The organism is Candidatus Gracilibacteria bacterium, from assembly GCA_041660965.1.
Classification (GTDB): domain Bacteria; phylum Patescibacteriota; class Gracilibacteria; order BD1-5; family JAGOOR01; genus JAGOOR01.
The window spans coordinates 190,105-215,292 of sequence record JBAZVH010000001.1; the positions used below are offsets into that span (position 1 = coordinate 190,105).

Annotated in this window: 28 protein-coding genes, 1 tRNA gene and 1 other RNA gene; 14 read left to right on the top strand and 16 right to left on the bottom strand. The window is 40.2% G+C overall.

The genetic code is table 25. The features are described 5' to 3' along the window. Positions 1–11: 11 nt before the first annotated feature. Positions 12–96, bottom strand: a tRNA-Leu gene (locus tag WC753_00980). Positions 97–310: 214 nt separating this feature from the next. On the opposite strand from WC753_00980, the gene WC753_00985 reads away from it, so the two are divergent. Continuing rightward, a complete protein-coding gene (locus WC753_00985) occupies positions 311–556 on the top strand; it encodes a type B 50S ribosomal protein L31 (GenBank protein MFA6080038.1) in 246 nt (81 codons plus the stop codon). Between the two features lie 125 nt (positions 557–681). Then, positions 682–1,569 carry a hypothetical protein gene (locus WC753_00990; protein MFA6080039.1) on the top strand — a complete coding sequence of 296 codons (888 nt, stop codon included), beginning with the start codon at positions 682–684 and terminating at the stop codon, positions 1,567–1,569. A gap of 78 nt (positions 1,570–1,647) precedes the next feature. Here the strand turns inward: WC753_00990 and rplL are convergent, their stop codons facing one another. Both rplL and rplJ read right to left on the bottom strand, forming a co-directional pair. Then, on the bottom strand, positions 1,648–2,013 hold the full coding sequence (gene rplL, locus WC753_00995) for a 50S ribosomal protein L7/L12 (protein MFA6080040.1): 366 nt from the start codon (positions 2,011–2,013) through the stop codon (positions 1,648–1,650). A 97-nt stretch (positions 2,014–2,110) separates the two neighbouring features. Beyond that, a complete protein-coding gene (gene rplJ / locus WC753_01000) occupies positions 2,111–2,656 on the bottom strand; it encodes a 50S ribosomal protein L10 (GenBank protein MFA6080041.1) in 546 nt (181 codons plus the stop codon). Positions 2,657–2,953: 297 nt separating this feature from the next. Here rplJ and WC753_01005 point away from each other — a divergent pair, with 297 nt between their 5' ends. From WC753_01005 to WC753_01015, 3 genes are read left to right on the top strand one after another with little or no spacing between them, the layout of a single operon-like run. Then, a complete protein-coding gene (locus WC753_01005) occupies positions 2,954–3,553 on the top strand; it encodes a hypothetical protein (GenBank protein MFA6080042.1) in 600 nt (199 codons plus the stop codon). 8 nt (positions 3,554–3,561) lie between these two features. Next, entirely contained in the window at positions 3,562–3,912 is a 351-nt protein-coding gene (locus tag WC753_01010) for a DUF1622 domain-containing protein (GenBank protein ID MFA6080043.1), read from the top strand. A gap of 43 nt (positions 3,913–3,955) precedes the next feature. Continuing rightward, on the top strand, positions 3,956–4,660 hold the full coding sequence (locus WC753_01015; GenBank protein ID MFA6080044.1) for an LOG family protein: 705 nt from the start codon (positions 3,956–3,958) through the stop codon (positions 4,658–4,660). Here the strand turns inward: WC753_01015 and dnaB are convergent. After that, the gene (gene dnaB, locus WC753_01020) at positions 4,657–6,000 is read right to left on the bottom strand and encodes a replicative DNA helicase (GenBank protein MFA6080045.1); all 1,344 of its coding nucleotides are present in this window, start codon (positions 5,998–6,000) and stop codon (positions 4,657–4,659) included. The genes WC753_01015 and dnaB overlap by 4 nt on opposite strands. A gap of 170 nt (positions 6,001–6,170) precedes the next feature. After that, positions 6,171–7,058, bottom strand: a complete 888-nt coding sequence (locus WC753_01025; GenBank protein MFA6080046.1) for a hypothetical protein — start codon at positions 7,056–7,058, stop codon at positions 6,171–6,173. Positions 7,059–7,161: 103 nt separating this feature from the next. On the opposite strand from WC753_01025, the gene WC753_01030 reads away from it, so the two are divergent. Beyond that, positions 7,162–8,553, top strand: coding sequence for a M20/M25/M40 family metallo-hydrolase (locus WC753_01030; GenBank protein ID MFA6080047.1), 1,392 nt, complete (start codon positions 7,162–7,164; stop codon positions 8,551–8,553). Between the two features lie 8 nt (positions 8,554–8,561). Here WC753_01030 and WC753_01035 read toward each other — a convergent pair whose 3' ends face one another. The 5 genes from WC753_01035 to WC753_01055 all read right to left on the bottom strand — a co-directional run bounded on the left by WC753_01035 (position 8,562) and on the right by WC753_01055 (position 11,174). Next, on the bottom strand, positions 8,562–9,062 hold the full coding sequence (locus tag WC753_01035) for a GNAT family N-acetyltransferase (protein MFA6080048.1): 501 nt from the start codon (positions 9,060–9,062) through the stop codon (positions 8,562–8,564). Positions 9,063–9,064: 2 nt separating this feature from the next. Beyond that, positions 9,065–9,346 carry a hypothetical protein gene (locus WC753_01040; protein ID MFA6080049.1) on the bottom strand — a complete coding sequence of 94 codons (282 nt, stop codon included), beginning with the start codon at positions 9,344–9,346 and terminating at the stop codon, positions 9,065–9,067. A 315-nt stretch (positions 9,347–9,661) separates the two neighbouring features. Further along, positions 9,662–10,114, bottom strand: a transfer-messenger RNA (tmRNA) gene (gene ssrA, locus WC753_01045). A gap of 140 nt (positions 10,115–10,254) precedes the next feature. Further along, complete coding sequence (locus WC753_01050) at positions 10,255–10,854, bottom strand: hypothetical protein (GenBank protein ID MFA6080050.1); 600 nt, start codon at positions 10,852–10,854, stop codon at positions 10,255–10,257. A gap of 23 nt (positions 10,855–10,877) precedes the next feature. Beyond that, a complete protein-coding gene (locus WC753_01055; protein ID MFA6080051.1) occupies positions 10,878–11,174 on the bottom strand; it encodes a hypothetical protein in 297 nt (98 codons plus the stop codon). A gap of 182 nt (positions 11,175–11,356) precedes the next feature. Here WC753_01055 and WC753_01060 point away from each other — a divergent pair, with 182 nt between their 5' ends. The 4 genes from WC753_01060 (at position 11,357) to WC753_01075 (ending at position 16,708) form a co-directional block, all read left to right on the top strand. After that, complete coding sequence (locus WC753_01060) at positions 11,357–13,813, top strand: DUF87 domain-containing protein (protein MFA6080052.1); 2,457 nt, start codon at positions 11,357–11,359, stop codon at positions 13,811–13,813. Positions 13,814–13,846: 33 nt separating this feature from the next. Beyond that, positions 13,847–14,698 carry a hypothetical protein gene (locus WC753_01065; GenBank protein MFA6080053.1) on the top strand — a complete coding sequence of 284 codons (852 nt, stop codon included), beginning with the start codon at positions 13,847–13,849 and terminating at the stop codon, positions 14,696–14,698. Positions 14,699–14,850: 152 nt separating this feature from the next. After that, on the top strand, positions 14,851–15,201 hold the full coding sequence (locus tag WC753_01070) for an RNA-binding protein (protein ID MFA6080054.1): 351 nt from the start codon (positions 14,851–14,853) through the stop codon (positions 15,199–15,201). A gap of 112 nt (positions 15,202–15,313) precedes the next feature. Continuing rightward, complete coding sequence (locus WC753_01075) at positions 15,314–16,708, top strand: nitronate monooxygenase (GenBank protein ID MFA6080055.1); 1,395 nt, start codon at positions 15,314–15,316, stop codon at positions 16,706–16,708. A gap of 5 nt (positions 16,709–16,713) precedes the next feature. Here the strand turns inward: WC753_01075 and WC753_01080 are convergent, their stop codons facing one another. Genes WC753_01080 through WC753_01090 form a run of 3 tightly spaced genes read right to left on the bottom strand, consistent with a single transcriptional unit; the run spans position 16,714 to position 18,620 of the window. Continuing rightward, positions 16,714–17,403, bottom strand: a complete 690-nt coding sequence (locus WC753_01080) for a class I SAM-dependent methyltransferase (protein ID MFA6080056.1) — start codon at positions 17,401–17,403, stop codon at positions 16,714–16,716. Position 17,404: 1 nt separating this feature from the next. Next, on the bottom strand, positions 17,405–17,950 hold the full coding sequence (locus WC753_01085; protein ID MFA6080057.1) for an NYN domain-containing protein: 546 nt from the start codon (positions 17,948–17,950) through the stop codon (positions 17,405–17,407). Positions 17,951–18,002: 52 nt separating this feature from the next. Continuing rightward, positions 18,003–18,620, bottom strand: coding sequence for a ribonuclease HII (locus WC753_01090; protein MFA6080058.1), 618 nt, complete (start codon positions 18,618–18,620; stop codon positions 18,003–18,005). 74 nt (positions 18,621–18,694) lie between these two features. On the opposite strand from WC753_01090, the gene WC753_01095 reads away from it, so the two are divergent. From WC753_01095 to WC753_01110, 4 genes are read left to right on the top strand one after another with little or no spacing between them, the layout of a single operon-like run. Then, on the top strand, positions 18,695–20,179 hold the full coding sequence (locus WC753_01095; GenBank protein MFA6080059.1) for an HD domain-containing protein: 1,485 nt from the start codon (positions 18,695–18,697) through the stop codon (positions 20,177–20,179). Between the two features lie 3 nt (positions 20,180–20,182). Continuing rightward, entirely contained in the window at positions 20,183–20,710 is a 528-nt protein-coding gene (locus WC753_01100; protein ID MFA6080060.1) for a dihydrofolate reductase, read from the top strand. A gap of 3 nt (positions 20,711–20,713) precedes the next feature. After that, positions 20,714–21,250 carry a rhomboid family intramembrane serine protease gene (locus WC753_01105; protein MFA6080061.1) on the top strand — a complete coding sequence of 179 codons (537 nt, stop codon included), beginning with the start codon at positions 20,714–20,716 and terminating at the stop codon, positions 21,248–21,250. 42 nt (positions 21,251–21,292) lie between these two features. Continuing rightward, entirely contained in the window at positions 21,293–22,201 is a 909-nt protein-coding gene (locus WC753_01110) for a metallophosphoesterase (GenBank protein ID MFA6080062.1), read from the top strand. Here the strand turns inward: WC753_01110 and WC753_01115 are convergent. The 3 genes from WC753_01115 to typA are packed head-to-tail and all read right to left on the bottom strand — an operon-like array spanning position 22,198 to position 25,185. After that, complete coding sequence (locus tag WC753_01115; GenBank protein MFA6080063.1) at positions 22,198–22,746, bottom strand: AAA family ATPase; 549 nt, start codon at positions 22,744–22,746, stop codon at positions 22,198–22,200. The two genes, WC753_01110 and WC753_01115, sit on opposite strands and share 4 nt — an antisense overlap. 40 nt (positions 22,747–22,786) lie before the next feature. Next, the gene (locus WC753_01120; GenBank protein ID MFA6080064.1) at positions 22,787–23,338 is read right to left on the bottom strand and encodes an AAA family ATPase; all 552 of its coding nucleotides are present in this window, start codon (positions 23,336–23,338) and stop codon (positions 22,787–22,789) included. Between the two features lie 59 nt (positions 23,339–23,397). Then, entirely contained in the window at positions 23,398–25,185 is a 1,788-nt protein-coding gene (gene typA / locus WC753_01125) for a translational GTPase TypA (protein ID MFA6080065.1), read from the bottom strand. Positions 25,186–25,188 lie beyond the last annotated feature (3 nt).

Sequence of the window (25,188 nt, forward strand, 5' to 3'; positions counted from 1 at the left end):
TTAGTCTATAATGGTGCCCAGAAGAGGACTCGAACCTCCACACCTTGCGGCAACGGCTTCTAAGGCCGTCGTGTCTACCAATTCCACCATCTGGGCATTTTGCGAAGCAAAATAAGAGAGAAAAAAGAAAAGATAATAAAAAATGATTTTTTTAACTACCTTCTTTGTGCTTTCTGCTTTTTTATTTGTGCTTTTCTGCAAGAGAATTATAGGTATTTCCGATTTTTCTCAAACTTTTTCGAAAAAAGACGAAAAAACCTTGCATTTCCCTATTTCTTTTTATAATCACACCATATTTACCTCTATTCTTATGAAAAAAGATATTCATCCAGGTTCTCAAAAGGTTTGCTTTAAAGAATTCTCTACAGGATTTACTCTTATTGCAGAGTCTACACTCCACCCAAAAGAAACTATCGAAGTCGATGGGGCGACCTACCCTCTCGTCTATATCGAGATCTCTTCCGCTTCTCATCCATTTTATACGGGTGAAAAGAGAATCGTACGTACTGGTGCAGTAGATCGATTCAATGCACGTATAGCAAAAGGAAAAAAATAATATTTATCTCTTCTCTCAAATATCCTCCTCTTGGGGGATTTTTTGTGAAGAAATCCTCTGTACTCTTGCAATCGTTTTTTTCTATGCTACACTGTGCGAGCTTTTTTATTTTTAACCCCCACTCTATGAAAAAGATATTCTCGATGGTTGCATGTGTTCTTCTGACGATTTCTGCAGTCTCTGTATGGGCAGATGATGATCAGGAAGTCACTGGTACAGATACTTCCTCCATAGAAGTCACGAGTGGACATGACGAGAGCATGAGCACGACGGCAAAAGATACTAAAAAGCAGGAAGAGAGAAATAAAGAAGCTCTCAAACAACAAGAAGAAAAGAGGAAAGAATCCCTAAAAAAACAGGAAGAGAGAAATAAAGAAGCGGCACAAAAAGAAAATCAAGATGCCATCGAAGCTCTCATAAAAAAATGCCAAGCAGATTTTAAGGTGGCTACGACAGAAGCCGAAAAAGAAGCGATCAAAACAACGTGTTTTGCGCAAATGATAGCACTGAGAAAAAATACTTCTGATAAAAAAGAAATTAAAAATCCTGAAAAAAAGAATGAAGTAAAAGCAAAAAATGATGCTAAAAAAGAAATAAAAGATACTGTCAAGAATACTAAAAAAGAAACTCAGGAAGACGTAAAAGATACAAGGAAACAATTTCGAGATGAGATCAAGGCATTAAGAGCCAAATGTCAGGAAGGCGTAAAGGCGGCTGCAGAAGCTGATAAAGCAACTGTAAAAACTGCTTGCGAAGCCGTCATCAAAACAAAACGTGAAGCTCTTCGAGAAAATATTAAAGCACTCAAATCAACACAATATGCTGCTCTCGTAGCAACACTTAAGGTAAGATTTGAAGCCCATCTCGCAACACTTTCTGAAGCAGATAAACAAAAATATATTGATAGGTTTCATCAAATACTCGATTCCCTCCTCAAAAAGGCAGAAGAAAAATGACAAGACAATGTCGTCCTCACGCTTGAAGCTTCTGATGATGCACTCGATGATCTTTAGGAAAATGAGATTCCTTTCTAAAAAATACCTCTCCATTTCTGGAGAGGTATTTTTTAGAAATTATTAGAACAACAGTGATTACTTCACCTCAACAGTGGCACCAACTTCCTTAAATTTTGCCACGAGCTCATCGGCTTCTTTCTTCTCAATATTTTCTTTGATATTCCCCCCAGCTTCAGAGAGAGTTTTTGCTTCACCGAGACCGAGACCCGTGATTTCTCGTACGAGCTTGATAACGCCGATTTTATTGGCACCACAGTCTTTGAGAACCACACTTACAGTACCACCTTCATCCTCAGCTGGAGCAGCGGCTCCACCTGCAGCAGCTACTGGAGCAGCAGCTGAGACACCAAACTTCTCTTCCATAGCTTCGACGAGCTCAGCGAGTTCGACGATTGTGAGTTTCTCGACGAGGTCGAGAACTTTTTGTGCATGATCTGTCATAAATTAAAACAGTAAAAAAATAAAAAACGAAGTCATAGTAAAAGTCATAGTCATAGGTAGGAATATTAAAAAATCCATCCTATAACTGTTACTACCACTATGCACTGGCAACAACAATCTCTGAAAGAGTTGTTTTGCTTGCCTCTTGAAGTTTTTGCTTCGCGCCGTCAAAAAATCGAGCGAGAGAGCTCACGGGTGACAAGAGAGAACCCATGAATTTTGCGAGCAATACATCCCGAGGTGGGAGAGAGGCCAGCTTTTGTGTCGTCTGAGCATCTTGGAGAACATTCTCAAGGTATGAACCCGTAAAAACGAGCTTATCAGCACCTTCAAATGACTTCGCGTGAGTATTGACAGTTCCGAGGACAGCAATCGGGTCAGCAAATGCCATAATAATGGCCACCTGACCTGGAAGCATCTCCTCAGGGATATCGACACCCTTTACTTCTTTGATAGCGAGCTGGATGAGCGTCTTTTTAGCGACAATCATTTTGCCCTCTACTGGAAGGAGTCCACGACGGAGGACGCTAACCTCGGCTACCGTGATACGATTGCTCTGAACCAGAGAAAACGATGTAGCACGAGTGAGATCAGCTTTGAGCTCCGCAAGAGTTTCAGACTTTTTTGCCTTTGACACAGTCATAACAAAAAAGGGATAGGAAATAAAATTGTCGATCCACCTAGGCGGATAGGAAAAACAAAAATACACCCGAAAAGGCGTATTCTATTAGTGGAATGCTAAGAGTTTTTGCCTCGGTAGGTCTTATTTCAAAAAGCAAAGATTAAAAAAGCACAAAGCAAAAATAACGATTGTTTCTGGTGGCCTACTGTCTTCGACGTGAACATAATATAGAGTATCTTTTTTTTGCAAGTTTTTTATCGTTTATTTTTCTTTCAAAGAGTTGCAAAGTGGAAAAAAGTAGAGTATACTCCCTATAGCATGACTGAAATACACAATACCATACCAGTTCCAGATATGTCTGATATTCTCAGTACATATAAAACGCACCCTACGGCAACAGATGATACTGCTCCAAGGGGGCTTATCTGTAAAAAAGAATGAAAAAATACATCTCGAGAAGATGCGATTCAGATACCAAAATGTGCAACATTTTTTGAAAAAACACTCTGTACTCTCCAAATAATTTCAAAACAGGGGCTTACATGGCTCGAAGCGCTGATAAATGGCTGTGTGAAAATGGCCAAAGTGGGAGCGTGGTGTATCGCAATATTTGGTAGTCTTTTTATTATGTCACTCGCCACGAATACGATTGACCGAGCTGTAGAGATTCTCAACATAAATATTCTCTCGAGATGGGGGAAAAGTATCGATATTGGTCAAAAAACAATTTCAGAGGACACATCACAAGAATCCAACACAAAGACTACGAACTCTTTAAAAAGTAGTGCTCTCGGTACTACTCAAGCAGAAACACCAGAGATGATAGCCAAAAAACGTGCTGCTCTCTTGGAAGCGAGAAAAACTGCTCGAATAGAACAAGAAAAGCTCAAATCAGCCGAAAAAACACTTACACAATAATACTTGATATGACTAATGAAATCCTTATAGCTGAACTTCTCAAAACGTGCGGACTTATGGTCTGAAGTCTCGGGGTGCTCATCATACTTGTAGGGGTTTTAAAGTCTCTCAAAATCTATCTCTCATTGGAGTTTTTTAAAAATACCCATCATCTCGATATCGATACTGTCCGCTATAAACTCGGTACCTACCTCCTCCTCGGGCTTGAATTTCTCGTAGCAGCTGATATACTGGAAACGGTTTTTACTCCAACACTTGAGAGAATAGCCATTCTTGGCGGCATCGTCATCATTCGTACAGTATTGAATTTCTTTCTCAACAAAGAGCTCGAAAGAATCGGGAAAAAAGAAGTACTGTAAAAATAGTCGGATCAAGAAAAAATATTTTCCAGAAAATATACCTATGAAAAAGTTACTTTCTCCTGAAGATATTCTCAACCATAAAAACCTTGAACATATTTTGCAAGATGGGAGGTTTCGGATAGCTATTTTTTGATCTGCTAGGATTAAACCAGAAGATGAGCTCTACATATCTATATCAGAACTCACTAAAAATCTAGCATTAAAAGGATACGATATCGTGACAGGAGGTGGACCAGGGGCTATGGAAGCATCCTCACTCGGACATCATCTTGCATGTGAGCGATGTGATGATTCGAGCGCTATCGGTATCAATATCGAACTTCCTTTTGAGCAAAAACCAAATCGTTATCTCGATGTCACGGAAACTGTTTCAACTTTTTCGGCACGACTTGATACCTTTGTACTTCTTTCTGATGTTTTTGTGATAACGCCTGGGGGCATCGGAACACTATTAGAACTTTTCTACACATGGCAACTTATGCAAGTATGACATATCTGCCATGCTCCTATTATTCTCTGGTGAGAAGCATACAAATGACTCAAAGATTTTATGAATACTTCTGTTCTAAAAAAATGATTCGTAACTACAGAAGAAGCCAATATGACCATTCAGGTAGATACCATGGACGAAGTGCTCGCGCTGATAGACACAGCATATAAAGCTGATGAAAAACTCGGAGAGAATGCTTGTGTAAATATCACACAATATCTCACTGGAGCGAGAAATCTGGGGCTTATCGATTAAAAACCAATTCGATTCATATCCATTTCTCTAAATTTCATAAATTTAGCATCAAAAGCAAAGTCGACATTCCCTATCGGTCCATTACGATTTTTACGAATAAATATCGTTGTCTTGCCTTTATTCATATCATTTTCACTCATTTCAGCATTGTTATAATATTCTTCCCGATAGATCATGAGGACGATATCGGCATCTTGTTCTATAGATCCTGAGTCTCGAAGATCGGATAGAATTGGCTCTTTGCTGGAACGATTTTCCACATTACGAGAGAGCTGTGAGAGGGCAATAATCGGCACAGAGAGTTCACGAGCAAGCGATTTGAGACCTCGAGAAATATCAGAAATTTCTTGCACACGATTCATCGGATTTGTTCCCTGAATCAGCTGCAAATAATCTACAATAACCATATCAAGACCTGATTCCATCTTGAGTCGACGACATTTTGATTTGATCTCAAGAAGTGTCATAGTCGCAGAATCATCGATATAAATCTGTGAAGTCGAAAGCTGAGAAAGTGCCTCACCAATACGAGCAAAGTCATCATCAGAGAGCTCTCCTTTTTGGAGCTTCCAAGAATCAATACCCATTGCAGCACAGACCATACGATCAGTGAGTTGTTCTTTACTCATCTCGAGCGAAAAGATGGCAACATTACGTTTTTTTGCAACTTGTTGACCGATATTGAGCGCCATGGCAGTTTTTCCCATCGATGGACGAGCCGCGAGGATGATGAGGTCACCACCACGGAGTCATTGGAGCTTATGATCGAGATTGCGGAAACCAGTCATCACACGGGTATTCTCGATCTTCTTGGGATCTTCATGAATCTCAGCATATTCTTCATAGCGCATATCGAGAACTTCACGAATATGGGTAAGTCGATTTTTGATAAATGTCTGTGTGATTTGAAACAAGGATTGTTCTGCTTTTTCGAGTGAAACATTGATGTCAATAATCTCATCGTATCCGAGTGCAGCAATTGTATTTCCCGCATTGATCAGACGACGAAGTATGGCTTTTGATTTGACGATTTGTGCGTATTCAAAAACATGAGAACTGGTCGGAACAGCGATCGTAAGATCAGCGAGATATTGATTTCCTCAGATTAAGTCAAGCTCTCCACGGCCTGATAAAAATTCGGAAACCGTTACGAGATCAATCGGTCTATTTTTTTTGTAAAGCTCCAAAATGGCCTCATAGATGACGCCGTGATTATCATCGTAAAAATCTCCTCTCGAAACAAGATCTGATATCTTGATAACGCTATCACGATCGATAAGAAGAGACCCGAGCAAGCTACGCTCCGATTCTAGTGCAGAAGGTGGAAGTTTTCATTGCATACTGTGATTATAGAAAGAAGTATTATATTGTAAAGAATATGTATAAAAAGAGTTTTATAAAGCAAAAATTTGAGTGAACGAGAATATCCTTTTTGTGAAGGCACCGTCAAGTCAAAAACTCCAAATAACCATCGTTTTTTACAACGATTTCTTTCGGTGCAAAAACAAGATTATATTTTGGTACTTTTCACTTTTTCTGCCTGGTTTTCAAATATTTTTGAATCCGGATGTACGCCGAGTCTTTCTTCCACCTTTGGAAGCCAGGAAAGTACAACCTGATTATATGGATCCAGTTTTCGGAGTGACAAAAACGCATCATATGCCTTTTGATCAGATCCTACCTGCAGATAGGAAAGTCAGAGTATCTCAAATGCTTCAATATTTTTTGGCTGTACTTCTGAGAGTTTTCGAGAATAGAGCAGTGATTCTTCATACTCATGCTGCTCATATCCGAGCTCTGCGAGAATATGGAGAAGCTCTGCGTTACGGGGCTCTTTTCCGAGTCATTTTTTGAAAATATCATATGCCAGATTTTGCTTGTTTTGACGAATAAGATTGTTCCCGAGATACACATAAATGCCCGCCTTTTCTGGATCGTGATGAAGTAGAAGATCACGGAAAAGAATTTCTGCCTTTTCCAAATCATTTTCTTTTTCATAGAGCTGAGCGAGGAGGATATTGAGCTCCATATTATGACGATCGATGATGAGCCCTTCTATGATGGCCGCCCGAGCTTCTTCGTATTCTTGCACAGCGAGCTTGGCTTTGATATTTTTTGTCAGAGCTTCGAGTGCCTTTTTTTCACTCGCCTTGAGTTTTTTCTTTGGGATATTCAGCGATACATCTGCTCGGCGTGTTTGTACTTCTACCTTTTTCTGTTCCATCGTATGTCTACGAAGACTCTTCGTGCGCTCTTTTCGGCGAAAAAGTGCAGAGGCCTGCACATGCGTATATTTTGCCCAGACACCATGAAAGGTGTGGAAAACGATATACCCGATTCCTGCTATAAAAAGCAGTACCTCCACCCACAGCAACTGATAAATGAGGATAAAAGACATAAGAAAAAAGTAAACGAATTATAGACAAAATAAACTGAAAGCAAACAAAAGTAATTTTATTATTGTGCTTGTATAATCAAAAAATCATTATACAATCCAGCGTATGAACCTCTATCAAACCACTCTCGCCTACTTCCGAGAACTCTCTCGACTTCCACGTATGCCCCTCCATGAAGAAAAAGTAAGAACATGGATTATCACATGGGCAGAGAAGAGATGATGGAACTATAAAAAAGATACTATCGGAAACCTCCTCGTGATAGCTCCAGGAAACAAGGAAGAATCTCTCTGTCTCCAATGACATATGGATATGGTCTGTGTCTCCGTGTGACACCATAACTTTATGACACAAGGCGTGACGATCATCGAAAAAGATGGGAAGCTTATGGCGCAAAAGACAACACTCGGAGCGGATAATGGCATCGCTATCGCCACCATGATGGCACTCGCAGACACCGAAGACCGTCCAACACTCGAGCTCGTGTTTACCATAGGTGAAGAAGTAGGACTCGTCGGAGCGCACGATATCACGCTGCCGATTTGATCACCGCTCGCGCTCAATCTCGACTGGTGTGACTCAGACAGTATCGGGATTGGTTGTGGATCGACACTTCTCATGCATGGAACCAGAGAAATCCCACAGTGATGAAGTGATACAAAAGAAGATCAGGGGAACCTATTTGAAGTCGTCCTCAGCGGGATGCGGTGAGGACATTCTGGGATGGATATCAGGTATTATCGAGGGAATGCTCTCATAGAAATACTAAAAATAATCGAAGATCTCTCAGGAATAAGATACATCTGAGAAATAACCGGTGGCGACGCGGATAATGCCATTCCGAGAAATGCAAAAAGCATTGTCAGCTATTCTGGTCATCCAAATCTCTTCCGCAATCAACTCGGACATATCCAGAAACTCCTCCGAACAAAGTACAAAAATGAATCTATTACTATCTTGGCCAATGACTCTACTAAACCAGTAACGCTGTACTGACGTACGGAAGTCCTCCCACTACTCTCAGATAGTATAGAAGCAGGAACCGGCGTGCAGGTATGGTGAAGTCACAATACTCCCCTCTCATCTTGGAATCTCGGACTCCTCACGATGAAACAAGGAAAAATCACCACCTCCTATTTCCTACGGAGCAATCTCATAGACGGAATAGAGCCAATGAAATCAGAGTTGGTAACTGCGCTTCCCGAAACCGAATGGACGATGAGTCAGGATACGCCTGTATGGCTCAGTGATGCCACCTCTCCATTTGTCGTAAATATTCAGGAAGTATTCCGTGATGCAGATGATGAACCACTCCCTGCTGTCACCACCCATGCAGCCGTAGAGGTAGGGATGCTCGCGCAAAAATACCCACAAACGCAGTGGGTTTCTGTCGGAGCAACTGTTCATAATATGCATACGACCGAGGAATATATCGAGATAAAAGATTTTGAAAAATTCGTCGAGAGAATGGAGACACTTATCGCAACTCTCGGATAATATCTCAACTAGAGTGTAATCCAATATCGTCGTTTCTTCCGTCCGTTCTGCATGACAAAGTGTTCAAAAACACCACCATTTTTTTCGATAACTCATCGAGATCAGAGATTATCATCATAGCAGGCAATAAGTACTTTTTCAAGTCCGAGTTTTTTCGCTTCCACGAGGGCGAGACGAAGCATCTGCTGACCATATCACTTCCCTCTTTCACTCGGACGAATCCCATATCCGATATGTCCTCCCGTTTCGATAAGATTTGGATGATTGATATGATGACGAATTTGAATCGCACCAAGAAGCATCCCATTCTCTATGAGAAAAAAGAGATGCGCATTTACCCCTGTTGGACTATCAGTAACGTCTCGAGAAATGGTCTCAATAAATGTCTCAAATGGCTCATCCGAAAATACTCGACTCGGGATAATCTCCTCTCCCGCCTCTCTCCACTCCCCTATCATTTCCAGATAGGACTGTTTATGCGAGAGATTGGGAAATTCGAGGTGAGGCATAATTAAGTTCATTTAAGACATCTATCATTATCTTCACTATCAATTGCTAGCAAAACCATAAATCGTGACAGCTCCTCAATTTCTGGATCTGAAAAACCACCTTCCGCTAATGTGACTATATAAGACCATCCTAATATGCTTCCTAAAGTATTACATGGTGATCTGGAAAGAATATCCGCAATACCATCCCCAATCTTTGCAAGTTCAGGTGGTACAACATAGCCAGCATCTTTTGCCGACTGTATTTGACTCACGGTATCAGCTCAAGTATCATTTCAGGACATAGTTTTAAAAATGAAAATCGAAAAACAGAAACGGGTTTTTAGGGGACATACTGTTTGAGCGGGATGAAATTTAAAAATTGATGAATACAGTTTATAGCGAGTTTATGTCCCCTGAATGATTTTGGTACTTTTTTCAGAAAAAGTACAAAGAGCAGTCAGGAATGGATCCTGAATCAAGTTCAGGATGACGAAAAATATTCATTGCCCATCCTTCGTACATCCTACACTAAAGCTTCGGAGCACTACGTAGGGCATTCTTCGCTATTTTTCTTTCCTACTCATGGCTGCGCCATTCGTAGCTCGAAGAGCGAAGAATGGTGGAGGTGGCGAGAGTCGAACTCACGTCTCGATACACAGTACCATAGTATCTACTTTTATAGGTGTTTAGAAAATCAAAGTACGTAAGTAAACACTCAAACAGCCGTAGTTTGTTGATAGACATAATACGCGAATTCCCGTGCCTATCAGACTAAAGAAAACTCGATGAAGAAATTAAAACCTTATAGGGCTCCTCATGCACCACTATAACGTGTGTCATCAGGAAATTCCTGGCTCCCGCCTAAGCGGGGATGACTGCTACTCCTGCGTATTAGGCAGTGAGAGCGAATGAAGGAGTAAATACGCTTTTTACAGCAGCAAATACTCGTCCACGTGAAGCATTGAAGCTAGCACTTAGATTGTGTCTTTTTTGGTGATAACGGGAGATAAAGACATCTACCGAAAAGCAACTATGTTACCGCAAGTACCGATAGAATACCGGTCACCCCCTTTACAAGAACAATAGCCATAGATAGAGCAGAAGCAGAAGAATGGATTATAAAAATATTCCTTTCTCTGGCTCTAGCTCTTTCTCTAGCTCAGTACATTATACTCACTTTTCCTTTTTTGTGTAGAGATTGTGTGAAGTTTTATTCTTCAACGATTGGTGTTCTATGCTTCTGAGCAATCTCAGCAATCTTGTTTTGACAAGCTTGCTGAATATTTAATAAAAGTATTCAACTATTTTGATCACTGAGTTGTGGTCTGTCAAAACCAAATCACTCAGGTGGATTGGCTTTACATGACTCTGATCACCATCAAATATTTTGATACCATGGTTCATCTTTACGGTTGGCATATATCCTACCTGCTCCATAAAATTTTGCATCTTCTCACTTATCGGAAAGGAGTGCTCTTGCTCCATTAATATGCTCTGCATAATGAGCATTCAAGAGTAACACTAAAAGCTTATTTCTATGTAAAAGAACTGTAAATTTACATCTACGGGAAAAATAATTATTGTGTTGTAATGCTTTTATAAGAGCTTTCTCAAGATCTTTTATATCTTCTGCGTTAGCTCATTTTTTGGCCATCACTAGCATAATATGATCACGATACTCATCTATAAGGTATGCTTCTGTAAGTACCTCGGATATTGGAAGTATCCCCTCTCAATATAAAGACTCCGGACCATCAGCTCCAAGTGGATTCAAATGAGCTTGATGAGGTGGTAGATGTTGCAAGGACATATAATATAATTAAGAATAATATTTTAACCGAGCTGTGCATGTTGATGATCTCATGGAACTATTTTAAAGTCACCAATTTGTTTTGGGGCGCCTAATCTAAGTTCTCTATGAATAGTCTCCAAATATAAAATTATAAGTTTTTGTCAGGTAGTCTTGTGTTGAAATGATAACCAACATCATCCCCCATGGGTCTCTAGAATTTGGCAAACAGTCTTAACCACAGCATCTGTCACCCCATCACACGGTTCGTATTTTTCACGTAATCTACGAAATGCAATATAGTCAAAATGATACCGTGGTTCGATTGCGTCTCATACCATATAAAAACATTTAATAAACTTAACAATCTTATCCTCTCTCTGTTACTTGTCAAATATTTCTGAATAAACATAATACTCTTTTGTACACGTTTCCAATTCAATGCAAGTACTCTCTTGCCAAAAGCGGAGATTATCCTTGCAAAAAAGGCATAAAGAGAGTATACTAAACCCATCGATAGACTATGAATGGACCACTGTTTCTCTTAACACTTATTATACTGGTACCCCTTCTCGGATGAATAGGTGTCTTCTGGTACAAAAAAAGTATCGACCAATCACGCTCTCTCAAGAAAGTCCATCTACAGGTCCTGATACCTCGCAAGGATAGTGATGCTGATGTAAAACAGGATACCAGCAAGGATTTTAAAGACTATATCGGTCTGATGGAGCAGCTTCTTGCTGCGATGAATTCCCTCTATTCGAAGAAATTTTGGAATAAACTCCGTGGACAAGAGACCTTTTCGCTCGAATATATCGCGTATAAAAATCAGATTCTCTTTTTTATCGTCTTTCCAAAAAAATATCAGGTACTCGTAGAAAAACAAGTGACGAGTTTCTTCTCCGATGCCGTCGTCGAGGAAGTCGAAGAAATCAATCTCTTTGAATGAAAAGACTTGTACTATGCGACTGAATGCCTGACACTCGGACATAACTATATATTTCCGATAAAGACACATCAAAAGCTCGAATCTGATCCCATCAACAATATCACCAACGCACTCTCAAAACTCGATGAAGATGAGGCCTGTATGATACAGATTATGCTCCGCCCGACGAATAATCATTGGCAAAAGCACGCCAGTAAACATGCCGGACATCTCCAGAAACATGGGCATGATACTGGTTTTTCACCGATGAGCATCCTCACATGATTTATCAATTTCTGGAAAGTAGATGAGAAAAATGAACATAAGCCAGAAGAAAAAGAAGGACCATCTGCGCTCGAATCAGAGGAAGTAAAACTCATCGATGAAAAGAGTAAAAAGGTCGGTTATGACACGGTTATTCGTCTTCTCACAGTCGCAAAAGACCATCACTCTTGCGAGATACAGATGAAAAATATTCTCGCCTCTTTTGAACAATTTCGCTCACCAGATACGAACTATTTTCATGATTCGCATGAACACGCCAGCGCGCGTACTGTGAGAAATATGCTCTATCGAAACTTTGCTCGACCTTACTGGAAAAATATGGTTCCGATGATTGGTCCTATGATTCTCAATGTCGAAGAAATCGCCTCTATTTTTCACTTCCCTCACAGTAAATACAATCTCACGCCTGAGATAAAATGGCAAAAATTTAAAATCGTAAAAGCACCAGATAATATTCCAAAGGAAGGAATCCTCCTCGGACACAATGTCTACCGTGGGAAAAAGCTCCCTATCTATATGCACTCAGAAGATAGGATGAGGCACTTCTACGTCATCGGTCAGACAGGTACTGGTAAAACTACCATTCTCGAATCCATGGCTCGGCAAGATGCAAAACTCGGGCATGGTATGGCCGTGATGGACCCTCATGGAGATTTTGCCAATAGCATGCTCGCGCATATTCCTCGTAGTCGTGCTGATGATGTCATCTATTTCAATCCAAGCGATACAGCCCGTCCGATGGGTCTCAATTTGCTCGAGGCAAAAGACCAAGATGAGAGAGAATTCGTCGCACAGGATGCCAATAAGATGATGATAAAGTTGTTTGGAAATGAGATCTTTGGACCTCGTATTCAGGACTACTTTTTGAATGGTGTGCACACACTGATGGAATACCCTGGTGGTGGTGCTCTCACCGATATAGTCCGTCTCTTTACAGATGAAAATTTTCAGATGGAGCGACGACGAACCGTCCAAAATAAAATCGTCAAATCATGGTGGGACTATACCTATGCAGCGATGTGAGATCGTGAGAAAAAAGAAATGATTCCCTACTTCCAGGCAAAATTTTCTGGATTTATTACCAATGAGCTCCTGCGAAATATTATCGGTCAGACCAAGAGTTCTTTTCAGGTTGACGAGGTGATGAATACAGGGAAAATCCTCCTTATCAATCTCTCAAAAGGTACTCTCGGTGATCTGAATTCCAAACTGCTTGGTATGATATTTGTCACAAAGATCCAGAGTGCAGCGATGGCACGACAAAAAATCGACAAAGAACTCCGAAAAGATTTTTACTTCTATATCGATGAGTTCCAAAACTTCGTCACAGATAGTATCGAATCTATCCTCTCAGAAGCTCGTAAATACCGACTCTCTCTGAATGTCTGTCATCAATACCTTTCTCAGCTCGAGCAATCCGATGCACTCACCAAAAGCTCTGTAAACCTCAAAAATGCAGTCTTTGGTAACGTCGGTTCGATGATGAGCTACAAGGTCTGAGCCGAAGATGCTGAGAAGCTCGAAAAAGAATTTGCACCAAATTTTTCTGGCTCTGACCTCGTCAATATGGATAAATTTAAGGGTGTGATGCGACTGATGATCGATGGACAAGTCTCACGAGCATTTAGTCTCATACCAGAAAATATTTACCTCGAAAAATGAGACCCAAAACTGATGCGAGCTTTCACAGAACTCTCTCGTCTGAAATATGGTCGTGAAAAAGAATTCGTCAATCGAGAAATTATGTTCCGTATTTGAGCCCCATAGCAAATCTCGTTATCTAGTAATCCTATTCTTGATATGTCTAAAAAATCCTTTCTTTTTGTATTTTGTATTTTGTATTTTGTATTTTTTATACAGGCTTTCGCTCTGTGTAATCCAAATGCTAAAACAGCAGGATTTGACGAGTATAGTGACGGACCATATTCCTATGAATGCAATGTCAAAAATATGTGCCTGGGAAATAGAGCAGGTGCCGATGGATGGGATTTTAATACCAGCAAACAACTCGTAAAAAAACATGATGCAGCAAAATATCCTGATCTTTCAAAAGAGAAAAAAAGTTTTGAGGATATCAAAAAAAGCTATAGAACAACGCAAAACACTCTCTTTAAATGCGCCATACTAAAATCAAAGTATGCAGCTCATTCTCAAATCATAAAAGACCATAAACCTACCAAACCCTCTATCACCTATCTCGAAAAGCTCAATAGTGAGATCAAGGGAGAAATAAAGGAGCACGAATGTCTCTCCGCGGGAGATGAGGATAAAATATTTAATCGTAAGGATTTACTCGATTCTGCCTCCTATGAAGAATGTGTATACCATATGTATCTCTACTATTATGAAGAAATGGCTTCGAATAATATCGGTATTTTTTATGGAAATGAACGTGGGGTAAAGAAAGCAATCGATATCGCAGATGATGTCTCTCGTATGCGGATAGCGCTTGCAAATGAGCACAATCTCTCAGCAGAGACACTCACTAATGCTCTCGACAGTTATGCCGGATTTAACGCAAACTATACACCTCATATTTTGAATGAAACAAACTATCAAGAGATGGTTCAGAATAAAGCAAAAACAGCAACAATAATGGACAAAATCAAGTCTCTTATTGAACGATTTGTAGGAGCACAAGCAGCAGTATAAAAATTGCCTTCAAAGAAAACACATGTTTTTCTTTACTTCTCAAAATAAAGCACTATACTGTGCGCGTCGTCAGATAAACGTACTAGTGAAGTGGTTCTAACCCGCGAACGTGTGAGCTTATCAGTCGATGTTTATTTTTTTCTTTTTTTCGTATGGGCAAGCGCCTTTTCGTGGGAAATCTTCCGTATCGTATTACGGCTGATCAGTTACAAGAGCTTTTCGCTCAAAATGGTACAGTAGTTGATGTTTTCATCCCTCTCGATAGAGAGACTCGAAGACCTCGTGGTTTCGCTCTCGTAGAGATGTCTACTGAGGAAGAAGCTGCTGCTGCTATCGAAGCACACAATGGTAAAACAGAAGTGGCTGACGATCGTGGTGCTCGTATTATCACTGTCAATGAAGCTCGTCCAAAAGAGGAGCGTCCTGCTGGTGGAGATCGTGCTCCTCGTCGTGAAGGTGGATACAATGGTGGCGGAAACAATGGTGGCGGTAATCGCTGGTAATTTTTTCTTATCATATATCTTCAAGGCCGTCTCTTTATGGGGCGGCTTTTTATTGCGTAAATAGTATTGAGACAAAGAATTGCTAAATATATAAAATTGATATGATTGGGGTATGAATGAAGCTCCTTGAGAAGATGTGTTACCAAAAATTATCCAATGAGGCATGGGTGCAAATGTATCGAGCCCTCTTCTCGCAGCAACCGTTTCTGGTGCGAGCAGACCCGGCAGAGAAACCCTTGGGACTATATCAGGAACTGCACTTGAGAGAGTGATGGCACGAATGTTGCAAATAGGCGATACTGATGCTGATGACATTATTCGAGCTCTCGCAGATTTTCCATTTCCAGACGTTGCTGAGAGGATTATCAAGAAATACCATAATAATGCCAAGGCAGGAATACCCGTTTTTACCGTACAACCATCGAATCATCTCATCGAACTTGTTATCTGTGCAAACTATGCCTTTGTAAAACTCGCTAAAAGGGGGCACAACAATCCCGTTAGTATCAATTATCTCGATAAGATAGACATGCCACATCTCTCCTCTATCTATGGCGCTATGCTCGCAGATGTTGATTTTGTGACGATGTGAGCAGGAATACCCCGCAGAATACCACCCATCTTTCAGGCATTTTCAGAAGGGAAAGTAGCCACATGCAATATCCCCGTAATTGGTAATCAAGATGGTTATGAGATGACATTTGATCCAAAAGAATTCTTTCATCAAGAAACTCCTGAAGTGAAAGTGCCAAAATTTCTCCCTATTATTTCAACAGATATATTAGCGCAAATCCTTAATAAAAAAATACACGGGCTTATGACAGGATTTATCATTGAGGCACCAACAGCTGGTGGGCATAATGCTCCTCCAAGAGATAAAAGAGCATATGGTCCAAAAGATACAGTAGATTTTGAGAAAATGAGAGAGATATGACTACCTTATTGGCTCGCTGGATGATATGCCTCTCCGGAATGACTAGAGAGAGCTCTCGATCTTGGTGCAGTCGGGATCCAAGTAGGATCTATATTTGCATTTTCTCAGCAATCTGGCATAAGACCAGACCTGAGAGAGCAAGCAATCGAGATGGCCTATAATGGGATGCTCCGAGTGATAACAGATAAACGTGCCTCCCCAACTGGTTTTCCATTTAAAGTCGCACAGATACAGTGAACCGTGTCTGAAGAGGTTATCTATAAGACGAGGGAACGTGTCTGTGATCAATGTGCTCTTCGATCCGCTTATCAAAAACCAAACGGTGGTATAGGGTATCGATGTGCGAGCGAGCCCGTGGATCATTATATCAAAAAATGAGGAGAAGAAGAAGATACAGTTGGAAGGAAATGTCTCTGCAATGGTCTGATGGCGACAGCTGGAGTAGGAGATACAGAGCCAGCTATAATCACTCTCGGGGATGACACAAGTTTCGTGCAAAGACTCTTAAAACAAGGAGAAACATCATATAGCGCACTTCAGGTACTTGAGTATCTATTCTGAAGGAAGACTTAATGATATTAGCGGGAAAATACTACAATACTATTCCTCTCTCCAAACTCACATTTCTCAAGAGTGAATCCAGCTTCCTCGGCAAGTTTTTGGTATTCAGCGAATGAAAAAGCATGGTATAGTCTCTGGTACTCCCCTATTTTGATAGTAAAGTCTGCACTTCCATCAGGATATTCTAAAGTTTTAGATGTCACGTAACGCTCATTTTCTGGTGAAAGAAGATTCCAATTTGTCATATATATTTTTCCTCCAGGAAGAAGTATTTTTTTAGCGTCTTGCAGGACACGTAAACGGTCGAGAGAATTTTCTAGATGATGAAAACTCGCAATAAAAAAGAATGCATGAAAAAGAGGCAAAGAAAATACTTTCCCCATATCGCACATATCCATCTGCTTCCACTCGATGACTTCGGCTGCTTGCGTGAGAATAGGGTCCCCCTCTGCTTGTTGGAGAAGCTTCTCAGAGAGATCAGCTCAGAAATAATGGGTATGATGTGATTGAAATGCTTCAAGATACTGTGGCACTTCCAGAATATGCCGAAGCAGTCGCCCATTCCCACAACCAATATCAGCTATTTTCCAAATATCCTCAGTTTTAAAAGACTGCATAAAATCATCGAGCAGCATATTCACCTCTCCCCATCGCATATCCTGGCGACTCGCACCAAAGGTTTCAGCAAAATCATCGTACCCTGACATATTATTTTTTCTTATTATTTCTACTAGTACCAATAGATCGCTTTGAGCGAAAAAGGAGTTCTTCGGGATATTCTTCGATATCGATAAAATCATCAGCGATTTCACGAAGCTCTTTATTGGTCGTACGCCCAAAGGCCATGACCTCTACGAGACACCCCTGCGATTGTTGCAGATAATTCACTACAGGGCAAAAATCTCCATCGCCAGAAACAAGTACGATAGAATCAACTTTTGAGCCAAGACGAATCGCATCCATAGCAATACCGATATCCCAATCCGCTTTTTTTGACCCATCGACGAAGACTTGTATTGGTTTTTGTTTGATCTCAAATCCTCCTTCATGGAGAGCATCGATAAAGACTTTGTTGGTTTCTTCGGCCGTATCAACTGCATATGCAATCGCTCGAGTGAGTTTACGTCCTTGAGTCACGAGCTGAATAATATTTTTAAAATTCACACGAGAATGGTAGAGATTCTTGGCAGAGTAGTAGAGATTTTGCACGTCGACGAGGATGGCAACGCGTTGCTCAGGGTTTCGTATAATCATAAAAAGTGGGTTACAAGGAAAGTATACCTAATATACTATCTTTACAAATTTATTACTTTTGACTTAGTTCTCGGATTGGTTTATAACTTTTTCGATGAATCTTACATATGCCTAGTTTCTGAAGCGCCTTCTGATGTCATGGTGTTCCATACCCTTTATGTTGGGCAAATCCGTATCATGAGAATGCAAGATCATACTCCCGCATCATCCTATCTCGTGTTACTTTTGCGATAATAGATGCCGCCATAATCTGTTTAATTTTTGAGTCTCCACGAATAACGTATTCCGGTTTTGGAAGATCGGGAATATCAAACTGATAATTATCTCGCCCATCTATCATTAAACGAATTCCGTCATTTTGTATTTTGTATTCTGTCTTTTGTATTTCCTGCAATGCATGAAGCATTGCCAGCCGATTCGCCTCACGAATTCACACTGTATCAATAATCTCATTTAAAATAATTCAGACTGCGAAGAAAAGTTTTTTCTTTTTCGCAAGTTCTAGAATGGTATCATACGTCTGTTCTCGTTCGGATGGCGACATCTGCTTTGAATCCTGGAGAATACCACGTATTGGACACCTTCATGACCAAAAAACACAAGCCGCCACTACGGGTCATGCCCATGCTCATCGTCATGCTTCATCGACTCATATATATCCTTGTTTCATACAAACAGTATGCAAAAAGAGCTTCCTTTTGCAATAAGAGTTGATTTTTTACAAAGATTTCAGACAATGTATCTATGCATCGAGAAAAAACTTTTTTTGAAAATTTCCACACCTATGTAGATCACTATAGGGGGTATGAAGATCGTAGTATAGATGATTTGTTTTCTGAAATACAAGAAGGGACAGCATATCTTACAAAAAGTGATAAAATCTTGATTCTGCAGGCCTATGAATTCTGAAAAAAAGCACATAAAGGACAGGCGAGAAAAACGGGAAAACCGTTTTTTACACATCCGCTCACCATCGTGTGTATGATGCTCCCCTACAAACCCGATGCCGAATTGATAGCCGCTACACTGCTGCATGACACCATCGAAGATACCACAACGGACATGGAAGATATAGAAAAAATATCTCCTGTTGTAGCGATATTGGTGGACTGAGCCACGAAAATAGGTTGCGGATGAAATGAAGAAGAAGATATCTATTTTACCCCAGAACAAATCAAATTTGAAACGATTCGAAAAATTCTCTCCGCATCACAAAGAGACATACGTATTCTCTTTCTCAAGATATTCGATCGTTTCCATAATATGATTACCATTTCTGGGAAAAATCCCGGAGGCCAAAAACGCATCGCTGAAGAAACAAAAAATATCTATGTTCCCCTCGCAAAAAGATGTTGACTACGTTCGGTATACCACTTTCTACAAGCTCTCTGTATGGAACTCCTTGAGCCAGAGAAATGGATTACCCTAGAAACTTTTCTCCTCTCAAGAGAAGAGGGTATGCGTTCGGAATCAGAGGAATTACAGGAATATTTAGAGCAACAAGTATGGTCAAAAAAAATCATAACCCATTCTACGGAATTTCTCTCACCTTTTTCCATCAGTGATGGAGAATATTTTCAAAATAATGGCTGGTGCGCAACTGACCTCGTTGTAGCGGAACCAGGAGATTGCTATGCTATACTCTATGATATAGGACATCGAGAAGATCCAAACTGTATACAGTCTGGGAAAATAGCGAATTTTATTAATAATCCCCGTTTTTCAGGATATTCCGGGTTGCATTTTGAGGTTATTTTTCGTGGATCTCGTAGGATGAAAATCAGAATAATCCCAAAAAAAACACAAGACTCTATTATCGCTGGAAGAACTTTTGTAGAACTTGCGAACATCTATTCTCCAGTATTATTTCGAGATTTCGACCTTATTAATGAAGCAACCACATCAAATTCCGAAGCATTTATGGAAAGTGTGACAACACATATTTTTGCAAAAAAAATACCACTTCATAGCATGGTAAAACCAGTTTTTTATATGCCCCCTGGTCTCACAATGCTTGATGCAATTATTTATCTAGAACCCGAAAAATTCCCCTATATTGTAAATATTTACCGCAATGAAGAAAAAGTCCCTTTGTATGCGTTACTCAATCATGACGATATTATTACCTACACATTTTGAGACAAAATAATGCTCACAAAAGAATCAAAAAAAGATGTTCAATCTGGTATTTCCGAGTGGCGATTAGACCACTTATTCAATAAAATATAAAGAATGAAATATATACTCGTAGCTGCCATGACAAAAAGGAGAGTCATAGGAAAAAATAATCAACTCCCCTGGGATATCCCTGAAGAAATGACTGATTTTCGTGCTTTCACACAATGAAAAACGATTGTCATGGGGCGAAAAACGTATGAGTGACTTGGAAGAATTCTTCCAAAACGACGCAATATTATGCTCACACGAAATCCAGCTTCTGTAAAAATAGGAGACTTCCCTACTCTCAATCAAGATGGAAGATGGTATGTGGACGGAGGTGAAAAATGACAGATAGAAATCTATACCTCCAAGGAAGAATTAGAATTCGCTGTGGTAAATGAGGAAAATGTTTTGATTCTCTGAGGATCTGAGATTTATCAGCTTTTTCTCGATGATCCACGCTCAGAGATACGTCTCTCTGAAATTCATAAGGAATATGATGGCGATGCATATTTCCCAGATTTTCAAGATCTCTACATCGAAATTTCACGAGAAAATAAAGGAGAATTTGATCTCGTCTGGTACACAAGAAAAAAATAATGTATGAACATCTTCACGCCTCGCATAAACCTGAAAAGTCCTACTACAGTGATATCGTTGCTCTCTATTATCGGTGGCATAGCTTTTATGCTCTATCCACCAGTTATCCAATATGGTATGTATGCCTCTCCAGCAACACCGGTACACCATATTCTACAATTTATCCTGTATAGCTTACTCCACTGAGGCATCCTTCATATTCTGAGTAATGTCATTTTCTTCTTATTTATCGGGAGAATCGTAGAAATCACGCATGGAAAATCCTATGCTTGGAGACTCTGGCTCTGGACAACACTTTTCGTAGGAACATGCTTGATGTTTTTGTCTCCAGTTCCAACTATCGGATGAAGCTGATTTGCGATGGCACTTCTCACTATTTATACGCTCGATTTTTATAAGCGTGGTGATCCTGAATACAGATGATGACTTCTTTTGATCGCTCTCAATATTGGTATCGGGCTCTATGGAAGTATCAGTCTTCTCTGACATCTTTCTGGCGCTATTGCAGGTTTTCTCTATGGGATAGTGATAAAAAAATAGCATTTTATTGCAAATAAATACACAATAGGATATACTCTGACTATGAAAAAAAATATATTTCTTTCTCTTCTCTGCGTTTTTGTCCTCAGTAGTTGTGTCTCTCAAAGACCCCTTCCTATACATGCCGTCTCAACGGAAAAAAATTTTTCTGTTATTGTACTCCCAGATACACAAAATGAAGTCCAAAACTTTCCAAAAATTTTTATGAGCCAAATAGATTGGATTCTAGGAAACACAGAAAAACTCAATATCAAAGCTGTGGTACATGTAGGAGACCAGGTCAATGTCGCCAGTGATGAGAAACAATGGAAAACATTTGACGAAGGTATAAAAAAACTCGATGAAAAAAATATGCCAGTATTGCTTGCTCTCGGAAACCACGATCATCCATCAACCCTCTATGACAAGTATTTCCCTATCTCACGATACAATCAAAGGCCATGGTGGGGAGGACAGATGGGGAAAGATACAGATAATAAATATATTCTTTTGACACTCGCATGAGAAAAATATATCTTTATCAGTCTCGATTTTTGTCCAACAAAAGAGGAAATCAAATGGGGCAACGAAACCCTAGCGCGCTATCCTGACCATAAGGCGCTTCTCTCAACGCATGCATTTTTGGATAAAGATGCTGGAAGAAAACCCCATGTCTGCACAGATACTGGCTATATCTGGAATGATTTTGTGAAGCTCCACAAAAATCTTCAACTCGTCGTATCAGGTCATGTCCACGCAGAAAATATGAGAACTGATAAAAATCTCGCAGGTAACGATGTGCATCAAATGCTTGCTGATTTTCAAGAAGAAGATTACGGAGGCAATGGGTGGCTCCGTATCCTACAATTCTCACCCAAAAATAATCGTATTAGTGTCACAACATATTCTCCTTCTCTCAATAAATTTCAAGAAGATACAAACAGTCAATTTCAATTGGAGTATAATTTTTAGGATATCAATCCAGCCCCCCGCATCATCCCAATAATATCTTCTACTGCCTGTTCTACAGTAATATTATTATAATCATAGACGATATCAGACCAGTGTTTAAAAATCTCATAATATTCATCTTCTTCGAGTCTTTCGTCAGGAGTTTCGTTGCTGTCAGATCGTTTTTTGAGACGTGCTAAAAGAACCTGGGTATCGATATCAAGATAAATGCTTAAAAAGGGAACCTTGTGCTCAAAACACCATTTCCTAAGGGCTACAAGAGCGACAACTTCTGACTGATAGATGCCTGTCTTCTCTGGAGCTGCTGTTCCATACAGAGCTCGACTGGAGTCTTTATAATAACACTCGATGATCTTACTTTGCTTAAAATATTCAACAAAAGTTTCTTCCGTGACAAAGTGATAATCCGATTCTCACTTAAAACGTGGTTTTCGAGTAGTAAAATTACGCGTTTTTTCAAGTCCTAGTCGCTCATTCAGCATCTTGATAAGCGTAGTTTTGCCACTCCCTCCTCGACCATTGATGTGCAAGATGTAATCAATCATAGGAGGATTATAGGGATTTTATATTTTTGTCACTTTCTCTTTACCGAACATGAAACATCTTTCAAATAACTTGAATCTGTGATTTAAGATTATCAAAAGTACCATTATTTTCATAAATATAATCTGCCAATTTGAGACATTCCCCTATCTTTTGGGCATTATCAGAAGTATCTTCCATAGATTCTATTCTCTGAAACTCCTCCCAATCAGTAGGATCTCAGAATTTACCACGTTCTAGAAGTCGTTGAAAACGAATCCGAGGATCAGCATCAACTCCTACTAACATAAAATGAGTATTTTCTCGAAGATATTTAATCTGCCCCAACTGCCTCATGCCTGCTATAACCAAGGTCTCCTCAGGAGCTCTTTCAACAAGATACCGAGCGAGATATTCGTCTCAATATTTTTCTGCCAGCTCTCTCCCAAGACGAATAAGATATTCTCTATCTGGGCTCATTCCGCGTTCTTGTGCAATCATTTTAAGAGTACTACTAATCTGATAGAAGGGTAATTGAAATTCTTCTGAAATCATTTCAGCGAGAGTATCTTTTCCTGAAGCAAGAGTTCAAATAATTCAAAGGACTTTTTTCATAGATGTAAGATATAAAATTCCTTCTTTCTTCTTTTTTATTTCTTCTCTATTCTTTATCTTTATCCCCTCTTTCTCTCGTTCTCTTTCAGTTTCTTCTTTCGAAGACGAACCTTTGTAGGAGTGATCTCGACATACTCATCAGGACCGACATAGTCGAGAGCATCTTCGAGACTCATCACACGAGGTGGAGTCAGACGCATCGCTTCATCAGTACCAGATGCTCGCATATTCGTGAGTTGTTTATTTTTTGTTACATTCACGACGAGATCAGATCCTTTGAGATGTTCTCCGACGATCATACCTTCATACACCTCAGTCTGTGGCTCGATAAAGATAGGGCCACGCTCTTGGAGATTAAAGAGTGAAAAAGTCATAGCAGCACCATCACACGCAGAAATCATCGATCCTACATCACGCTTATTCATATCGCCAGCATAGGGAGCGTATTTATCAAAAGCACTTGCGAGGATACCTTCACCGCGAGTCATCGTCGTGAATTCACGTCGGAAACCGAGGAGCCCACGAGTTGGGATAAAGAATTCAAGTGTTGTAAGGCCTCTCTCAGACTTCATATCCTGCATGATTCCTCGTCGCTTTCCCATTTGCTCAATAACAGAGCCAGCTGATTCATCTGGGACACTGATAATACATTTTTCAAATGGTTCCAGTTTGACACCATCTTCCTCGTGGAAGATAACTTCTGGAGCACCGACCTGAAGCTCAAATTTTTCTCGACGCATCGTCTCTATAAGCACTGCAAGATGGAGCTCTCCACGACCAGCAACGACGAAGGACCCATCTTCTGTAAAATCTACCTTCAATCCCACATTCATTTCAAGTTCTTTTTCCAGACGATCACGGATGTGCCGAGAAGTAACATAATCCCCTTCTCGACCAGCAAATGGTGAATCATTGACGAAAAATTGCATTTTCAAGGTCGGAGGATCGATATGAATAGGTGGAAGTGCTTCTGTATTTTCATCTGTTGTAATGGTCTCTCCCACATAGATATCAGGAATACCTGCGATAGAGACGATATCTCCCGCGATACCCTCTGCAACTTCAGCTTTTACAAGTCCAAGAGAAGTAGTGATTTTACTGATTTTCCCTTTTCGTTTTACACCATCATTACCAATAATGAAGATGTTAGCTCCTGTTTTCACCACTCCATCAGCCACACGCCCGATACCTTGTCGACCCATAAAAGAGTCATACGCGAGATTGGCAACTTGCATACGAAATGGCTTTGTCTCATCATTGTCTCGTGGCTGAACTCGCTCCAGAATCATATCAAAGAGTGGTTGAAGATTTTCTGATGTATCAACGATTTCTCGCTTTGCAACACCATCACGAGCAATCGTATAGATATGAGCAAAATCACATTGTTCATCTGTTGCTCCGAGCTGTACAAAAAGATCGAAAACCGCATCGAGAACATAGTCAGGACGTGCCGTTGGTTTATCGATTTTATTGATAACGACGATAGGACGTATGCCGAGTTCGAGAGATTTACGAAGCACAAAACGAGTCTGAGGCATCGGACCTTCATAGGCATCGACGAGCAGGAGAACAGAATCAGCCATTCGGAGCACACGCTCTACTTCTGAACCAAAATCCGCATGCCCAGGAGTATCGACAATATTTACTTTTGTATCACCGATTTGGATAGCTGTATTTTTTGCATAGATAGTGATCCCTCGTTCTTTTTCCTGGTCATTGCTATCCATAACACAGACCTCAACGGCTTGATTATCACGGAAGGCACCACCTTGTTTGAGGAGGGCATCGACGAGTGTTGTTTTTCCGTGATCGACGTGAGCGATGATAGCAATAGTCAGGTATTTCATAAA